The sequence below is a fragment of the Dinghuibacter sp. genome (assembly GCF_035492835.1).
Classification (GTDB): domain Bacteria; phylum Bacteroidota; class Bacteroidia; order Chitinophagales; family Chitinophagaceae; genus Dinghuibacter.
The window spans coordinates 17,115-35,470 of record NZ_DATJIY010000122.1; the positions used below are offsets into that span (position 1 = coordinate 17,115).

The 18,356-nt window shown below is 60.3% G+C and carries 10 protein-coding genes; all 10 read left to right on the forward strand.

Going from position 1 to position 18,356, the window contains the following annotated elements; genetic code table 11:
- The first annotated feature begins 16 nt into the window (after positions 1 to 16).
- The 10 genes from VL547_RS11240 to VL547_RS11285 all read left to right on the forward strand — a co-directional run bounded on the left by VL547_RS11240 (position 17) and on the right by VL547_RS11285 (position 18,293).
- A complete protein-coding gene (locus VL547_RS11240) occupies positions 17 to 2,401 on the forward strand; it encodes a TonB-dependent receptor domain-containing protein (RefSeq protein ID WP_325577766.1) in 2,385 nt (794 codons plus the stop codon).
- A 150-nt stretch (positions 2,402 to 2,551) separates the two neighbouring features.
- Positions 2,552 to 3,583, forward strand: coding sequence for a LacI family DNA-binding transcriptional regulator (locus VL547_RS11245; protein ID WP_325577767.1), 1,032 nt, complete (start codon positions 2,552 to 2,554; stop codon positions 3,581 to 3,583).
- A gap of 87 nt (positions 3,584 to 3,670) precedes the next feature.
- Positions 3,671 to 4,858, forward strand: coding sequence for a DUF6786 family protein (locus VL547_RS11250; RefSeq protein ID WP_325577768.1), 1,188 nt, complete (start codon positions 3,671 to 3,673; stop codon positions 4,856 to 4,858).
- A 20-nt stretch (positions 4,859 to 4,878) separates the two neighbouring features.
- Complete coding sequence (locus VL547_RS11255) at positions 4,879 to 6,654, forward strand: L-fucose isomerase (RefSeq protein WP_325577769.1); 1,776 nt, start codon at positions 4,879 to 4,881, stop codon at positions 6,652 to 6,654.
- Positions 6,655 to 6,658: 4 nt separating this feature from the next.
- A complete protein-coding gene (gene fucP / locus VL547_RS11260; RefSeq protein ID WP_325577770.1) occupies positions 6,659 to 8,017 on the forward strand; it encodes an L-fucose:H+ symporter permease in 1,359 nt (452 codons plus the stop codon).
- A 2-nt stretch (positions 8,018 to 8,019) separates the two neighbouring features.
- On the forward strand, positions 8,020 to 9,651 hold the full coding sequence (locus tag VL547_RS11265) for a ribulokinase (protein ID WP_325577771.1): 1,632 nt from the start codon (positions 8,020 to 8,022) through the stop codon (positions 9,649 to 9,651).
- The gene (locus tag VL547_RS11270; RefSeq protein WP_325577772.1) at positions 9,635 to 12,178 is read left to right on the forward strand and encodes a GH116 family glycosyl hydrolase; all 2,544 of its coding nucleotides are present in this window, start codon (positions 9,635 to 9,637) and stop codon (positions 12,176 to 12,178) included. Before VL547_RS11265 ends, VL547_RS11270 begins: the two co-directional genes overlap by 17 nt.
- A 30-nt stretch (positions 12,179 to 12,208) precedes the next feature.
- Positions 12,209 to 15,340, forward strand: a complete 3,132-nt coding sequence (locus VL547_RS11275) for a TonB-dependent receptor (RefSeq protein WP_325577773.1) — start codon at positions 12,209 to 12,211, stop codon at positions 15,338 to 15,340.
- Positions 15,341 to 15,354: 14 nt separating this feature from the next.
- Complete coding sequence (locus tag VL547_RS11280; RefSeq protein WP_325577774.1) at positions 15,355 to 17,088, forward strand: RagB/SusD family nutrient uptake outer membrane protein; 1,734 nt, start codon at positions 15,355 to 15,357, stop codon at positions 17,086 to 17,088.
- A gap of 23 nt (positions 17,089 to 17,111) precedes the next feature.
- Complete coding sequence (locus VL547_RS11285) at positions 17,112 to 18,293, forward strand: glycoside hydrolase family 172 protein (RefSeq protein ID WP_325577775.1); 1,182 nt, start codon at positions 17,112 to 17,114, stop codon at positions 18,291 to 18,293.
- Positions 18,294 to 18,356 lie beyond the last annotated feature (63 nt).

Below are 18,356 nucleotides of genomic sequence, written 5' to 3' on the forward strand. Positions count from 1 at the left end.
GTAGCTTGCGCCCCGTATGCAATTTTTGAGATTCATCTTGCTTTTGGGATTGACCGCGGGCCCCGGCGCCGCCCACGCCCAGACCCTCCGCTTCACCGGCCGCGTATTGGATTCGGCAACCCGTCAACCGATCGAATACGCCACCGTCACCGTCAGTCCCAAGCTCGGCGCTGTCACCAACGCAAAGGGCAATTTCACCCTGGAGGCGCCCTCCGGTACGTATACGTTGACCATCGGCTGCATCAGCTACGGCGCCAAAACCCTTGTAGCAAAGCCCGGCTCCCTGGGTGATATCCTCCTGTCCAAAAAGGCCGTGGACCTCCAGGCCGTTACCATAACCGCCCCCAGGGACCTCATCCAGAACAAATTGGACAAGCTCGTATACAATGCGGAGAAGGACGTAACCACGCTCGGCGGGGTCGCCACCGACATCCTGAAAAAGGTGCCCATGGTCTCCGTGGACGTGGACGGCAACGTGCAGCTCATGGGTAACGGCAACATCCTGTTCCTTATCAACGGTCAACCCTCCAGTATCTTTGGCAACAACCTCGCCGACGCCCTCCAGTCGATCCCGGCCAGCCAGATCAAAAGCGTAGAGGTCATTACCAGCCCCGGCGCCAAGTACGACGCCGAAGGCACCGCCGGCATCATCAACATCGTCCTGAAGGACAACAAGATCAACGGCATCAACGGGAACCTCAGCCTTACCGGCGGCTCCCGTCTGCAGAACGGCTCGTTCAACCTCAACGCCAAACACGGAAAACTCGGTCTAAATGCTTTCTTTAGCGGGAACGCCCAGTTGCCCTCCGAAACCCATACCACGTCTACCCGCGACGCCTTCGACTCCCTGGGGCACCTGGTGGGCACGCTCTCGCAACAAGGCAGCAGCCGCTTCCTGCGCAACGGTTTCGAATCGGGTCTCGGCGCCGAATGGGCCATCGCCAAGCACGACAACCTTTCCGGCAGTCTTGGTTTTGACGACTTCGGCAATCACAACAACGGCTCTACGAATCAATACCAAACCGGCGTGGTACCTTCCCTCGTGCTTGGCAGCAACCATTTCCGCGCCACGTCGCTGGACTGGAACCTCCGCTACAAGCGCACCTTCGACCGCGAAGACCAGGAGCTCGACGTATCCCTCGATGGCAGCGAAGGCTGGAACACGTCGGCCTATGCGACCACCCAAAGCCTGCCCTCGGGCGACTCCACCTTTGCCGGGACCAGCGGCACGAGCACAGGCCGCGACCACGAAACCAACCTCCGCGTCGACTACACCCAGCCCCTGACGCAAAAGGTCAAGCTCGAAACCGGTGGCCGCGTCCAGGTCCGGAACATCACCAGCAACTCCCCCGTCTACGACCTCGGCAACGTCTACGACACCGCCCAGTCCAGCGCCCTGTCCTACAAACGCCGCGTATACGCCGGCTACGCCTCCTTATCGTTCCCGCTGACAAAATACCTCGACGCCCGCGCCGGTCTGCGCTACGAGCGCACCGAAACCGACGCCGTTTTTTCCAAGTCTCCCGGAACCAGCATCCCGGGCTACAACACTTTCACCCCCTCCGTCCTGCTGGCCCACGACTTCCCGCACGACCAGCAGCTCAAGTTCGGCTACACCCACCGCATCGAGCGCCCCGACTACCGTTCCCTCAACCCATACGTCAACGCCACGGATCCAAAGAATCTGGTCCGTGGCAATCCTTTTCTCCAACCGGAGATCGGCAATAACTTCGAGCTCACCTACAGCAAGTCCTTTACCGAAGGCAGCGTCCTCAACGTCGCCGCCTTCTACCGCCGCAACACCCACGACATCCAACCCTATATCCAATACTACGACCAGTTCACCCTCGGCGACACCACCTACACCGCTGTCTCCGTCAGCACCCCGATGAACGTCGGCTCCGAAACCAACATCGGTCTCAACGTCTACGGCTCCGTCCCCGTGACGAAAAAGCTCAACCTCCGCACCAACCTTTCCTTCTTCCATCGCTACATCGTAGCCGGAACCCTGGACGCCGCCCCCATCACCAGCATCAACTACCGCATCAACCTCAACGCCACCTACCAGCTCACCAACACCTTCGTCCTGGAATTCTTCGGCAATTTCAATTCATCAAGGAATGAAATCCAAGGCCGCTACCCCTCCTTCACTACCTACAACATCGCCGCCCGCAAACAATTCCGGCACAAAAAAGCCAGCCTCGCCTTCACGACCACAAACCCCTTCAACGCCTACGTGAACCAGGCCACCGCCCTCAGCGGCCAGGGATTCACCTTAAATAGCCTCCGCCAAGTCCCCTTCCGCTCCTTCGGCCTAAACTTCACCTGGAAATTCGGCCACCTGGAATTCAAAAAAGACAAACCGGATCAGCAGGACACCCCCACCCCACCCGAAGAATAAGCCCGACAGGGCGGGGCGGTTGGATAGTTTCACGGCCGTTTTTTTGCGCAGCAAAACCCGGCCGCGAAACTATCCAACCGCCCCGCCCGGGCAAAAAAATCCAAAAAAAACCTTGCCCATGTTAAACGTTTAACATACCTTAGCCCCACTATGGTAAAGAAAACTTCCATGAAGGACATCGCCGCCCACCTGGGCGTGTCCATCGCCGTGGTCTCCTATGTCATGAGTGGCAAAAAGGGCCGCGTCAGCAGCGAAATGGAAGCCAAGATAAATAAGGCAGCCAAGGAGCTGGGCTACCAGCCCAACCTCATCGCCCGGAGCCTGAAAAGCGGTAAGACCAGCACCCTGGGTCTGATCGTGGCCGATATATCCAACCCTTTCTTTGCGCACATCGCACGCATCATCGAAGACACCGCCAAGCAGCACGGCTACACGGTCATATTCGGCAGCAGCGACGAAAGCGTGGAGAAGTCGCAGGACCTGATCGACACCTTCCTGAACCGGCAGGTGGACGGTTTGATCATCGCGCCACCGGCCGGAACGGAGGCCCAGGTCAAGATGCTGCAAAAGAAAAAGATGCCGTTTGTATTGATAGACCGGTATTTTCCCGACATCCCCACCGATAACATCCGTATCGACAATTTTGGAGCGGGGTATGCCGCGGCGGATTGCCTGCTCAAGTCGGGGAGGCGCAGCATCGCCTTGATATCCTACCGGAGCGGCATGGAGCACATAAAGGAACGCGAAAGGGGCTACCGGCAGGCATTGATAGACCACGGCGTCGCGCCGCAGGATGAATGGCAGATCAAGGCCTCGTATCAACGGCTGGAGTCGGAAGTGCGGGAAGGGTTGGCGCGGTTGCAACCGGGTGTGGGCGTGGACGCCATCCTTTTTTCGACCAACTCCCTGGCCATCGAAGGGCTCAAACAGCTCAACCGCATGGGGCTCAGGATTCCGGACGACCTCGGCGTCGTCAGCTTTGACGAAAGCGACGCGTTCGACCTGTTCTACGTACCTATTACCCACATCCGGCAGTCGCTGCCCGACATGGGGATGGAAGCGGTGGGCCTGCTCCTCAGGCACATCAAGGATAAAAAACATAAAACGGAAGAAATCGTGGTGGGATCGGACCTGGTTTCCGGGGCCAGTTGTGGCGCTGTAGCGACAAAAATGGTAGGTTAGTTTTTTTTTGCTCATAGTGTTAATCGTTTAACGAATGCTTTTGCCTATATGAATAGACTTTTGTTCACCCTAACAATGATTGCCGCCATGTCAGGAATTGCTTGCAACCAGACGACGGAGACCGCGGCGCCGGCCGCAACGTCGCCCAAAGAAGGCTCTTTTGCCTATGATCTCCACTTTCTCCAGCAACACGACAGCGGGTTGGTCGTCCTGAGGCGGGGCGACGCCGCCATCCTCGTGTCTCCGCGCTATCAGGCGAAGGTGTTTACCTCCACAGCGGAGGGCGACACCGGGACCAGCTTTGGCTGGGTACACTACAAGGCGTTCGACGGCCCGCCGGACGCGCACATGAACGCCTACGGGGGCGAGAACCGTTTGTGGCTGGGACCCGAAGGCGGGCGTTTCTCCCTTTTCTTTGCCAAAGGCGACAGCATGACCTTTACGCATTGGAAGACCCCTGCCGCCTTCGACACCGAGTCCTGGCAGCTAACAGACCATTCCCCCACCGGTGCGACGATGGAGAAGGACATGCGCCTGACGAGCTTTGCGGGCACACCCCTGTCGCTCCACATACGCCGCGGCGTAAAGCTCCTGGAGCCCGGCGGTATCGACAGCCTGCTACAACTTGGTCCCGATAGCAGCATAAAGGTCGTGGGGTACCGGACGGAAAACGTCCTGACCAACACCGGCAGCGACGCCTGGACCGAAGCAACGGGCATGCCCTGCGTCTGGATCCTGGATATGTTCAAGCCCTCCCCTTCGACGACCATCGTCATTCCCTACAAGCAAGACGGCGTCAACGCCAAGCCGGCTACCACCGACTACTTTGGCGAAATAGCCGCCGACCGGATCAAATACGAGAACGGCGTGCTGTTCTTCAAAGCCGACGGTAAGTCCCGGGGTAAGCTGGGCATACACCCCGCCCGGGCCACCAACGTCGCCGGCAGCTATGACGCGGAGAACGGCATCCTGACGATCATCCAGTTCGACGTCGACCCGCTGGGCCGCTACCTCAACCAGGAGTGGAATACGGTGAAGCCGCCCTTTAGCGGGGATGCGATGAACGCCTATAACGATGGCCCGCTGGCGGACGGCAGCCAGATGGGACCATTTTACGAAATGGAGAGCGTATCCGCCGCGGCCTTCCTACCGCCTGGTCATTCCCTTACACACTGGCACAGCGTATTTCACTTTACCGGCGACCGGGCCGGCCTCGACCGGATCAGCCGCAAATTGTTGGGCGTTTCACTCGACACGATAAAGACGGCCTTATAAACCTTTAGCACGATACACATATGATGAATGAGCAATATCCCAGGATTGGGATCCGCCCCGTCATTGACGGACGCCTGGGTGGCGTACGCGAATCCCTGGAAACGGTCACGATGCAGATGGCCAGGAACGTGGCAAAATTATATGCGGATACGCTCCGGTACCCCGATGGGAGCCCGGTGGAATGTGTCATTGCCGATAGCTGTATAGGAGGCGTGCAGGAAGCCGCCGCCTGTGCCCGGAAGTTCGAAACGACCGGCGTAGGCGTGTCCCTGTCGGTAACCCCCTGCTGGTGCTATGGTACGGAAACGATGGACATGCACCCCTTCTGGCCAAAGGCCATCTGGGGTTTTAACGGGACCGAGCGTCCCGGCGCGGTCTATCTGGCGGCGACGCTGGCCGCCCATAACCAGATGGGGCTGCCGGCTTTTGGCATCTACGGCCGGGACGTCCAGGACCTGGGTGACGAAGCCATCCCCGCCGACGTGCGCGAGCAGCTATTGCGCTTCGCCCGGGCGGGTCTTGCCGTGGCCCTGATGCGTGGCAAGGCCTACCTGGCCATCGGCACGGTTTCGATGGGGATCGCGGGCTCGATGGTCAACGCGGAATTCTTCCAGCAGTACCTGGGTATGCGGAACGAATGGGTGGATTCCTCCGAAGTAGCCCGCCGTATCGAAAAGGGCATCTTCGACAAGGACGAATTCAAAAAGGCCCTCGCCTGGACAAAGAAGCATTGCAAGGAAGGCCAGGACTTCAACGACAAAGCCAAACAGTTCCCGCGGGACCAGAAGGATAAGGATTGGGAAACCGTAGTGCAGATGACGATGATCATCCGCGACCTGATGACGGGCAACCCCAAGCTCAAGGAGATGGGTTTTGGGGAAGAAGCGCTCGGTCACCACGCGCTGGTCGGCGGTTTCCAGGGCCAGCGCCAGTGGACCGACTTCAAACCCAACGGGGATTTCTCCGAAGCCATCCTCAACTCTTCGTTCGACTGGAACGGCGTCCGGGCGCCCTATACCGTGGCTACCGAGAACGATTCGCTGAACGGCGTGAGCATGCTCTTCGGTCAGCTCCTGACCAATACCGCGCAGATATTCGCCGACGTCCGCACCTACTGGAGTCCCGACGCCGTAGCGCGGGTGACGGGATGGAAACCGAACGGCGCCGCGGCAGGCGGTTTTATTCACCTCATCAACTCGGGCTCGGCCACGCTCGACGGCAGCGGCCGCCAGGAGCGCGATGGTAAACCGGTGATGAAACCGTTCTGGGAGATCAGTGAAAAAGAAGCCGACGCCTGTTTACAGGCCACCACCTGGTATCCCGCGGCCAACGGGTATTTCAGGGGCGGCGGTTACTCTTCCCAGTTCGTCACCCGGGGCGGGATGCCCGTGACGATGTGCCGGCTCAACCTGGTAAGGGGCGTGGGACCCGTGCTCCAGATCGCCGAGGGATACACCATCGACCTCCCCGAAAAGGTGCACCAGACGCTCGACGAGCGGACCGACCGCACCTGGCCGACCACCTGGTTCGTGCCCCGCCTCACCGGCGAAGGCGCCTTCCGGGATGTCTATACCGTCATGGCCAGCTGGGGCGCCAACCACGGCGCCATCGGCTACGGTCATACCGGTCACGAGCTGATTACGCTGGCGTCGATGCTGCGCATCCCGGTGTGCATGCACAACGTGGAAGAACCGCGCGTCTTCAGACCCAGCGCCTGGACCGCCTTCGGAACCGCGGAAAAGGGCGAGGGCGGCGACTATCGCGCCTGCGCCGCTTATGGACCCTTATACGCTTAAGAACATGATCGCACCGACACCATATAAAACATCGGGCGCCACAGGCCGCCGCGGCTCACTTTTGCGGTCCGCCGACGGCACGAGCTACCTCGTCCCCTTCGCCCTCGTCACGAGTCTTTTCCTGCTGTGGGGCTTCGCCCACGGTCTCCTGGACGTGCTCGACAAACACTTCCAGAATATACTCCATGTCTCCAAGATGGAGTCCGGTTTCATCCAGTTTTCGCTGTATATCGGCTACCTGGTGATGGCCGCGCCCGCGGGGATATTCATGAAGAAGCATGGCTACAAAAAGGGCATCCTGCTTGGACTGGGACTCTTTGCCGCCGGCGCGTTCCTGTTTTATCCCGCGGCCCGGCTGGAGGCGTTTATTCCCTTCCTGTGCGCGCTCTTCATCCTGGCTTGTGGCCTGTCCGTCCTCGAAACCGCCGCCAACCCCTATACCACGGTCCTGGGACCGCCCAACGGCGCGGCCCGGCGTATCAACATCGCCCAGTCCTTTAACGGTCTCGGCTGGATACTGGGACCGCTCATCGGCGGCCGCTGTATCCTGGGCGCCGTCCAAAAGGGACAGGGGAACGAGTTTTCCTCGATGATCCCGCCGTATATGTGGGTCGGGGCGATCGTGCTGGGCGTGGCGGCGCTTTTTTCCATCACCCGGTTGCCCGCCATCCAGGAGGACAACGACGAAGGGATATCGAGCAACGCACCCTTAAAAGAACTCCTCAACCACCCGGTCTTCGTCTTTGCCGTGATCGCCCAGTTTCTGTACGTGGCAGCTCAAACCGGCGTCAATTCCTTTTTTATCAACTACGTCACCGAAACGCTCACGGGCGTGCAGGCATCCGTCAGCGCCATCATGGAACACCTCGGTAGTTTCGGACAGATGTTTATGCCGTCCACACCCGAGCAGGCCGCGTCGCTGATACTGGCCCTGGGGGGCATGGGGGCCTTTTGGATCGGCCGCCTGTCGGGGGCGTGGCTGATGAAGTTCGTCCGGCCCAGCCGGTTGCTGGCGGTCTATGCCACGGTCAACGTATGCCTGACCGCCATCGTCGTGGCGCGTCTCGGCTGGCTGAGCGTCATCGCGCTCTTTTCGACCTACTTCTTTATGTCCGTGATGTTCCCGACCATCTTTGCCCTGGGGCTGGCCGGGCTGGGTCCGCTCACCAAACGCGCGGCGTCCTTCCTGGTCATGGCGGTCGCGGGGGGCGCGTTCTGTCCCCCGCTGATGGGGGCCATCGGCGACAACTACGGGATGTCCGTGGCCTTCCTCATCCCGCTGGCCTGTTTTGCCTTTATCGCCTGGTACGCCGTCGCCGGATGCCGGCCACGACAACATTCATTTAATCTTGTTAACCAATAGCCGTGCAGGAAGCGTTTGTCATAGGATTGGATTTTGGAACCGATTCGGTTCGCGCGGTGCTCAATAACGCAGCCAACGGCGAGGTCATGGCGTCCAGCACGTTTAATTTCCCACGCTGGCGGGACGGCCTCTACTGTGACGCTACCAAGCACCAGTTCCGCCAGCATCCAATGGATCATCTGGAGGGGCTGACCTTTGTCGTCCGGGATGTACTCAAAAGGGCCGGCGGCGGCTTGCACGTCACCGCCATCGGCATCGACGCCACCGGCTCCTCCCCGATGGCCGTAGACGCGCAGGGCCGCTCACTGGCAATGCTCCCCGGTCTCGAGCACAACCCCAATGCCATGGTGGTCCTGTGGAAGGACCATACCTCCGCGGCGGAAGCGACGGAGATCAACGAAAAGGGCGGCGGGTACCTCCGGTATGCCGGCGGTATCTACTCCAGCGAATGGTTCTGGGCCAAGCTGCTCCACGTGATAAGGGCCGACGAAGCCGTGCGCCGTCACGCCTATGCCTGGGTGGAGCACAGCGACTGGCTCCCGTTCGTGCTGACGGGCGGGACCGATGCGAATGCCATCCGTCGTAACGTCTGCGCCGCGGGGCACAAGGCCCTTTGGTCGGCGCAATGGGGCGGTTTGCCGCCGCGCGACTGGTTCGCTGCGCTCGACCCGCGTTTGACCGGTTTCGCCGAACGTTTCGGTCCCTATACCTGGCTCACCAGCCAACCCTCCGGCGCCCTCTCTCCCGAATGGGCCGAAAAGCTCGGCCTGTCTACGAGCGTCATCGTCGGTATCGGCGCCCTCGACGCCCATGTCGGCGCCGTCGGCGGCCAAATCGAGCCTTACCACCTCAGCAAGGTCATGGGCACCTCGACCTGCGACATGCTCGTCGTACCGCAGGGCGTTCTCGGGGATAAGACCGTAAGGGGCATCTGCGGCCAGGTGGAGGATTCCATCATCCCCGGTATGACGGGGCTCGAGGCGGGGCAGTCCGCCTTTGGCGATACGTATGCCTGGTTCAGGGAGGTCCTGGCCTGGCCTTTAAGACTGCTCCAGGTGGATAGCGGCGCCGACCGCCTCCTCCCCGAGCTCGACCGTCTCGCGGCCGCCGCGCCCTTCGACGAGCACAGCGAGCTCGCCGTCGACTGGCTCAATGGCCGCCGCACCCCGGACGCCAATCCCTATCTGACGGGCGCCATCCGGGGGTTGAACCTGGCCAGCGACGCCGTTAGCGTCTATCGCGCCCTGGTGGAGTCCACGTGTTTTGGGGCCAAAAAGATCACGGAAAGGTTTGCCGCCGAAGGCGTCGACATACAAGGGCTGATCGGTGTAGGGGGGATCGCCCGGAAATCCCCCTACATCATGCAGGTGATGGCCGACGTCCTCGACATGCCCATCCGCATCCACTCCAGCGACCAGACCTGCGCCGCCGGCGCCGCCATGTTCGCCGCCGTGGCCGCGGGGCACTATGCAAAGGTCGAAGACGCCATGGCGGCGATGGGTCAGGGCTTCGACAAAACCTATGCCCCCGATCCCGGACGCCGGGAGCTCTACCGTAAACGCTACCGGGCCTATAAACGCCTGGGTGACTATATCGAAAGCGAAACAACGATGCACCATGAACAATCGTCGTGACTTTTTAAAGATGACCGCGCTGAGCGGTTTGGGGACGATCGCTGCCCCGGGGGCATTGACAGGTGAGCCGGCGCCTCTGCCCGCGCGCCCGTTCAACACAAAATACGCCGGCCCGGACAACAACCGCATCGCCTTCCCCCTGGGCGGCATCGGCGCCGGCATGTGTTGCCTCGAAGGCACCGGCGCACTCTCTCACATGTCGGTCCGCAACAACCCGGAGGTCTTTAACGAGCCCGCGATGTTCGCCGCGCTTTGCGTAAAAGGCACAGCCGCGCGCGTACTGGAAGGCCCCGTCCCCGACTGGAAAAGGTTTGGTCAGCACGACGCCGGTCTGGGCGGGATGGGCGCCACCTGGGGATTGCCCCGCATGGCATCCGCCGAATTCAACGCCCGGTTCCCCTTCGGTACTGTCAGCCTTACAGACGATCTCCCCATTGCGGTCGAGATTACGGGGTGGAGCCCCTTCTTCCCGAATGACCCCGACGCCTCGAGCCTGCCCATGATCGCCCTGGAATACCGCTTTACCAACAAAGGTCTCCGGCCCCGTGACTGCGTCTTCTCCTACAACAGCCGCAACTTCATGGAGCAGCCCGATACGAAGAACAGCATCGGGCTAACCAAAAATGGATACGTTTTAAGCGCCGCGGGCACCGAAAAAGATCCCCAAAAACAAGGAGACTTCGCCATCTTCACCACCGACGACGCCACCGTGGTTGACGCCTGCTGGTTCAGAGGCGGCTGGTTCGATCCCCTGACGATGATCTGGAAGGCCATCGAAAACGGTGACGCCAACAGCAACGCCGCCGTACCCGAAGGGGCGCCCGGCGCATCGCTCTTCGTGCCCTTCACACTGGTGCCCAACGGCCAAAAGACTATAAAGGTCCTGATGGCCTGGTATGTGCCCAACACGAAATTAACCATGGGTAACGTAGACCCCGCCTTCAAACCGAAGGTGGAGGCCGATCCCTTACTCCAGTTTCATAAACCTTGGTACAGCAGCCAGTTCGCCGGCATACAAGCCACAGCGGACCACTGGCGCGGGAATTACGGACTGCTCCGCGAACGCACAAAACTTTTCACGGACACATTTTACCGTAGCAGCCTGCCGCCGGAAGTCATCGAAGCCATCGCTGCCAATCTGACGATACTGAAGTCCACCACCGTCCTCCGCCAGCACGACGGCCGCTTCTGGTGCTGGGAAGGCACCGGCGACAGCTGGGGCAGTTGTCATGGTTCCTGTACCCACGTCTGGAACTACAACCAGGCGGTATCCCACCTCTTCCCCGGGCTCGAGCGCAGCCTCCGGGAAACGGAGTTCAACGTAAGCCAGAACGCCGAAGGCCACCAGATGTTCCGCTCCAACCTGCCGATCACGCCGGTGGTGCACGACTTTCACGCGGCCTCCGACGGGCAGCTGGGCGGTATCATGAAAGTCTACCGGGAATGGCGTATCAGCGGGGATCAGGACTGGATGGCATCGCTCTACCCCAAAGCGCAGGCAAGCATCGACTATTGTATCCGGACCTGGGACCCCGGCCGGAAGGGGGTTGTCGAAGAACCCCACCACAACACCTATGACATCGAATTCTGGGGCGCCACCGCCTTTGCGACCAGCTACTACCTCGGCGCGCTCCTGGCCATCACGCGCATGGGGAAGGCGATCGGCAGGGACGTGTCGGGCTATGAAACCCTTTATGACAACGGCCGTCGCAACCTCGAAGAACACCTCTTCAACGGGGACTATTTCTTCCAGCACATCCAGTGGCAAGGGCTGCGCGCGCCCGACCCCACCAAGGCCCAGTCGTATAATACGGAGTATACGCCCGAGGCCCTGGCGCTGCTCCGGAAGGAAGGCCCCAAGTACCAGTACGGCGACGGTTGTCTCTCCGATGGCATCATCGGCGCCTGGCTGGCCCGGATGTGCGGCTTGCCCGATCCCGTGGACAAGACCAAGATCCGCAGCCACCTGAAGGCCGTCTACACACATAATTTTCGGAAAAATCTCCGTACCCACGCCAACCCGCAACGCCCCACCTATGCCCTGGGCAACGAGGGCGGCCTCCTGTTGTGTTCCTGGCCCCGGGGAGGACAGCTCTCCCTGCCCTTCGTGTACAGCAACGAAGTCTGGACGGGCATCGAATACCAGGTGGCTACGCACCTCATGCTCATGGGCGAGGTGGCGGCGGGGTTGGACATCGTGCGCGCCTGCCGCGAGCGCTACGACGGCCGCGTGCGCAACCCCTTCAACGAATACGAGTGCGGTCACTGGTACGCCCGGGCGCTCTCCAGCTACGGGATGCTGGAGGGCCTCACCGGTGTACGCTATGACGCCGTCGACAAGACCCTGTACATCGACTCCAGGATTGGCGACTTCACCAGTTTTTTGTCCACCAACAGTGGATTCGGGACCGTCCGGTTACACAACGGCATCCCGTCGCTGGACGTGGCATACGGACAAATTCCCGTCGACAAGGCTGTCATATCAGGACGAGAAACGCAGATCAGGCAAGCACACCTTAACTCCTAAAAACCTTAACTAAAAAACGATTCATTGTCTATGAGAAAGTATTATCCACCATGCATAGGACTGCTTCTGCTCGTTGTCCTGTGCCCTTTCTACCTGGTGGCCCAGCAGCTCACGGTGACAGGCAGGATCACCGATTCCACCGCCCGCCCGATCGAGGGCGCATCGATTACCATCAAGGGGACCTCCACCGGAACCGTTTCGGGGGCTGACGGCCGCTATTCCATCAAGGCCAAAAAAGGCGAGGTCCTCCAATTCTCTTACGCGGGTATGAGTCCACAGGAGAGCCTCGTCGGAAAATCCGGCGTCATCGACATCACGCTCGGCGAGAACGCCGCTACCGCTTCGCTCAACGAAGTGGTGGTGACGGGTTATATGACCCAGCGCAAAGCGGACCTTACCGGCGCCATCTCCGTGGTGCCCCAGGAAGAGCTCAACAAAAACCACGGCGTCACCAACGTCCTCGACGCCTTACAGGGCGTTGTCCCCGGGATGCACATAACCACCGACGGCAATCCCGCGTCGAGCAACCTCGGCGTGCAGATCCGCGGTCTGACCTCCATCAACGGAGCCTCCCCGCTCATCGTCATCGACGGTATGCCTTCGACAAGCCTCAACCTCCGGGACATCGACCCGAACAACATCGCCTCCTTCCAGGTGCTCAAGGACGCCGCTTCCGCCAGTATCTACGGCGCCCAGGGTGCGGCCGGGGTTATCCTGATCGAAACCAAAAAGGGCGTGGTGGGAAAGACCCGGATCACATACAGCGGTTCCTATGGCTTTGCCGACCAGATGAAAAAGGAACCCATGATGAATACCATCCAGTACGGCACGGCGCTGTGGCAGGCCGCGGTCAATGACGGCGTCGATCCCGCTATCGCTACCCGCATCTATAACTACGACTGGAACGGCGACTACACCCATCCCGTACTGAACAAGGTGACACCCGTCCAGTACCTCAACGCCGATTCCACCATGCAGGCGTCGAACACCAACTGGCTTCAAGCCATTTCCCAGCTGGGGGTACAGAACAACCAGGACATCACCATTTCCGGCGGTACCGACCGGTCCAGCTCCCTGCTGGCGCTGAACTTCTTTCAGAACAACGGGACGCAGATCTACACCGGGTACAAGCGCTATTCCGCCCGGATGAACTCCTCCTACAAGGTCATCGGCAACCACCTGGTGGTCGGTGAGAACGTGGAGGTATCAGCCCTGAAAATCAACGACCAGAACGTCATGCACGACGCGCTGGTGGAACCCTCCATCATCCCGGTCAAAACCGCCGATGGACAATGGGGCGGCTCTGCCGTAGCCTTGGGTATGGACGACTTCTGGAACCCCGTCCGTGAATTGACCCTGAACAAGGACAACGGGAACAATTATAAAAAAGTGGTGGGTGACATATATGCGAATGTCAACTTCCTCCAGCATTTCACATTGCACACCCAGGCGGGGCTGATCTATACCGAAGGCGACCACCGGACCATCCAGTTCACCTTCCAGGAGGCCGGCGGCAAGTTCAACCCGATCAGCAGCGTAGACCAATGGAACTGGCAGGAGGCCACGCTCGACTGGACGAATACCCTGGACTACAAGCTCACCAAAGGCAAGCACAACCTCGACGCCATCGCCGGCATGGAGGCCCAGAAATACACCACGACCACGTCAGACGCCACCCGCCAGGACGTCCAGTTCCAGAACTACAACTACGCCTACCTGAGCACCGCCACCGGTAATATTTCCGTGACGGGCAACGGCGACGCGTTCAATACCGTTTCCTACTTCGCAAAAGCCAACTACTCCTTCAATTCCAGGTACCTCCTCAGCGCGTCGATCCGTGACGACGGCTCCTCCAAGTTCGGCGCCAACAACCGGTTCGGGTTGTTCCCCGCCGCCTCCGCCGGCTGGCGGTTGAGCCAGGAGGACTTCCTGAAGGATTCGAAAACCATCTCCGACCTGAAGCTCCGGGTAAGCTGGGGCCGGAACGGGAACTCCAATATCCCCACCGGTTCCACCCAGACGTATTACCTGGCCGACTATAATTTCACATCCTACGCCATCACGGGACAAAAGACCGGCAGCCTCCCGTCCGGCTATTATAAAGCCCACACCGGGAACCCCGACCTGAAGTGGGAAACCACCACGCAAACCAACATCGGCGTCGACTTCGGCCTGTTCAACCAACGCCTCAGCGGTAGCCTCGACGTCTATCGGAAGAATACCTACGGTATGCTCTACCAGCCGCCGTACCTGGGGACCCTCGGTGAGGGCGCCTACGAGTGGTACAACGCCGCCGACATGACCAACAAGGGCATCGAGCTCGACCTCGCCTATCAAAGCGACCCGCACCGCAAGCTCACATGGTCGGTCCGCGGCAACATCGCCCACAACCAGAACGTGATCAACAGCCTCCCGCAGTCGGTCCTCTATACGTACGGCGGTAGTGCCCTCAAGGGGGACAACATCCAGGGACATCCCCTCGATTCGTATTACGGCTTTATCACGCAGGGATTGTTCAAGACGCAGGACGACGTCAATAACTCCGCGGTACAGCCCGGGAAGGGTCTGGGTCGCATCCGGTACAAGGACCTTTCCGGCCCGGGTGGCAAACCGGACGGTAACGTCGACTTCAACTACGACCAGACCTGGATCGGCAGCTGGGACCCCAAGGTGGAATACGGCATATCCTTTAGCGCGAACTACAAGAACTTCGACTTCTCGATGTTCTGGCAGGGGTTGGCCGGTAATACCGTCAACGACGGCTGGAAGAGCTACAGCGATTTCTGGAACGTATGGGTGCAAAGCGGTTTCAACCACCCCACGCGTATCCTTGGCGCATGGAGCCAGCAGAATCCCAACTCCTCCATCCCGGCGCTGTCCCTCACCAACGCCAACAACGAGCTGCGTACGTCCACGTATTTCATGGAACCCGGTGGTTACCTGAAAATGCGGAACATCCAGGTCGGGTATTCCATACCCCACCGTGTCGCCTCCGGTATCGGGATGGAACGCTGCCACCTCTACCTCATGGCGGAGAACCTGATCAACTTGAAAAACAAGGCCTTTACCGGTCCCGATCCGGAGACGCCCGACGGCAGCTCCTACAGTAATCCTTACACCCGGCCCCAGGTGTTCAAAGTGGGCGCCGATCTCTCCTTCTAAAAACCCGAACGATCATGAAACGAATCATATACGCGGGCCTGTTGCTGGCTATGCTGGCCGCCTGCAAGAAAAGCTTCCTGGACGTCACGCAGCAAGGCGCCATCACACCCGAGGACGTGACGACGCCTTCGACCGTGGACGGGCTTGTCCTGGCCGCCTATGCCTGGGAGCCGCACGAAGCCATTATCAACCAGAAGATGGAACCCTGGCTGGCGGACATCAAGTCGGACGACGCCTACAAGGGCGGGGGCGGGCTGACCGACCAGACCGCCTGGTACCAGTGGGAGGTCTTCACGCTGACTACCCCGAGTGTCGACAACAACGACGGCATCTGGTACGGTCAGTACGAGGGGGTTTCCCGGGTCAACACCGCCCTGAGGGCCCTGGCCGGTATCGATGAAAGCGCCTACCCGCTCAAGACCCAGCGCATCGCCGAGATGCGCTTCCTCCGCGGGTATATGTTCATGCAGCTCAAACGCTGGTACAAATGGATCCCCTACTTCGACGAAACGGTCACCAACGACTCGATCGCCAAGATCCCCAACCACCCGGATACCGCCACCAGCGACCTTTTCATCTGGCAGCACATCCTGGACGACCTGACCGCCGCCGCGCAGGACCTCCCGACCACCCAGGCCGACCAGGGCCGGGCCACCAAATACGCCGCGGAAGGCGAAGCCGCCTACGTGCTGATGTGGATGGCCTATGAAGAGGACGCCAGCAATAAGGTCATCAACATCAACCAGGCCCGCCTCACGCAGGCGATGACCTACCTCGACGACATCATCAACAGCAACCAGTTCGGACTCGCCCCGGACTTCGCCAACAACTTCCTGACGTCCTTCGATGGGAGCAACTCGGAGATCATCTGGGAGTGGAAATACAGCTACGACGACGGCACCCTCAACGGGAACACCAACGCCGGCACCCCGCTCAACGCGCCGTGGTGGCCGCCGTACTTCAGCTGTTGCGACTTCCACAAGGCCAGCTACACCATGGTCAACGCCTTCAGGGTGGATGCCAACGGCTTGCCGTTGTACACCACCTACAACGACGCCGAGATCACCGACAAGAACACCTACTTCAACGGCAACACCTGGGACCCGCGGATCAGCCACACCGTGGCGATACCCGGTCTGCCATGGAAATACCAAACCAACATCCTCTTCGACAGCACCGGCTCCCGGACGCCGGACGTCTACGGATACATGAACTCCCTCAAGGAGAACGTACAGACCAGCGACGAAGGCTTGGTGAACTTATTCTGGATGTACAACGCCAAGAACGAGTCCGCCGTCCGGTACGACCGGGTGCTCCTCGAAAAGGCGGAAATCCTGATCCAGCTGGGTCGTGAAGCCGAAGCCCTGCCCATCATCAACCAGATCCGCCAGCGTGCCGCGAACAGCCAGTCGCTGCTGGTCTTCGCCAATGGCCAGCCGTCGCTCCCGTATAAGATATCCCTCTACCAGGACGGCGTCAACTGCACCTGGAATAACGCCTTCGCCTGGCAGGCGCTACAATGGGAGGACCGCCTCGAATTCGCCATGGAAGGCGAGCGCTGGTACGACCTCGTCCGCTGGGGCATCGCCGCCGACGCCTTAAATACGTATTTTGCGAAGGAAATGCCGCGCGGCCGGGGCTGGATGAAGGATGGTCACTTCACCGCCGGCAGGGATGAATATATGCCGATCCCCCAGCCGCAAATGAATTATTCATACGGAGTATACAAACAAAACCCAGGATACTAGCGCGTCCCATAAACTACATTCGCATGAAAAGACCCATTCGCTTTTTCGCCGCCGGCGCCCTCTTGTGGGCCGCGGGCGCTCTTTCCCCGGCCGCCGTCAAGGCGCAAACCTTTAACGGCATCGACGTCAACATGCACAACCTGTACATGCTCTCCGATGCCCGCACCCGCTCGATCAGTCCCGAGAACTTTACGGGCGAAAAAGGCAAAGCCGGCATGGCCACCACCGGCACCGGCGCGGGCGCTTCCCGCGACCTGGGCCGCGGCTGGAAGGTCAGCCCAAGCGTCGTCATCAAGTCGCACACCACCTTCACCCTGGCCGAGATCAGCGGCTCCGGCGCCATCCAGCACATCTGGATGACCCCCACGGGCAACTGGCGTTTCTCTATCCTCCGCATCTACTGGGACGACGAAACCACGCCTTCCGTCGAGGTCCCCGTGGGCGACTTCTTCGGGATGGGGTGGGGCCAGTTTTCCCCCCTGACATCGCTCGCGGTTTGCGTCAACCCCGGCAGCGGCCTCAACTGCTACTGGACGATGCCCTACCGCAAGAAGTGCAAGATCACCATGGAGAACATGGACCAGCGGGATATGTACCTCTACTACCAGGTCGACTACGTGGAGACCGAGGTGCCCAAGGAAGCGGCGTATTTCCACGCCCAGTTCCGCCGGGACAACCCGCTGAAGTATAAGACCGACCACGTCATCCTCGACGGCGTCAAGGGCAAGGGCCAGTACGTGGGCACCTATATGGCCTACGGTTCCAACAAGAACGGCTGGTGGGGTGAAGGCGAAATCAAGTTCTTTATGGACGGCGACGCCGACTTCCCCACCATCTGTGGCACGGGCACCGAGGACTACTTCAACGGCGCCTACGACTTCGACAGCCGCCACAAGGACGCCACCGGAAAGGAAACCAGCGAATACACCGAGTTCTGCACGCCCTACTCCGGCCTCCCCCAGGTCATCCGCGGCGACGGTCACTACAACGTAGCCCAGCGCTTCGGGCTCTACCGCTGGCACATCAAGGACCCCGTGCGTTTTGACAAGGACCTCAAGGTCACTATCCAGGACCTCGGCTGGCACAGCGAAGGGCGCTACCTTCCGCTCCAGGACGACATCGCGACCGTCGCCTTCTGGTACCAGACGGAACCGCATGCGCCCTTCCCGCCTTTACCGGCGAAAGACGATCTCGAAGTGAACTAGCACAGGCCGGCATAGGCCTGCCGGCAGAAGGAAGAGGGGTGGGGTGCCTCTTTTACCCCGTTT

Coding starts and splice junctions, on each gene's coding strand:
- fucP (WP_325577770.1), top strand. CDS start 6,659: ATGATCGCACCGACACCATATAAAACATCGGGCGCCACAGGCCGCCGC.
- VL547_RS11250 (WP_325577768.1), top strand. CDS start 3,671: ATGTCAGGAATTGCTTGCAACCAGACGACGGAGACCGCGGCGCCGGCC.
- VL547_RS11285 (WP_325577775.1), top strand. CDS start 17,112: ATGAAAAGACCCATTCGCTTTTTCGCCGCCGGCGCCCTCTTGTGGGCC.
- VL547_RS11270 (WP_325577772.1), top strand. CDS start 9,635: ATGAACAATCGTCGTGACTTTTTAAAGATGACCGCGCTGAGCGGTTTG.
- VL547_RS11275 (WP_325577773.1), top strand. CDS start 12,209: ATGAGAAAGTATTATCCACCATGCATAGGACTGCTTCTGCTCGTTGTC.
- VL547_RS11280 (WP_325577774.1), top strand. CDS start 15,355: ATGAAACGAATCATATACGCGGGCCTGTTGCTGGCTATGCTGGCCGCC.
- VL547_RS11240 (WP_325577766.1), top strand. CDS start 17: ATGCAATTTTTGAGATTCATCTTGCTTTTGGGATTGACCGCGGGCCCC.
- VL547_RS11245 (WP_325577767.1), top strand. CDS start 2,552: ATGGTAAAGAAAACTTCCATGAAGGACATCGCCGCCCACCTGGGCGTG.
- VL547_RS11255 (WP_325577769.1), top strand. CDS start 4,879: ATGATGAATGAGCAATATCCCAGGATTGGGATCCGCCCCGTCATTGAC.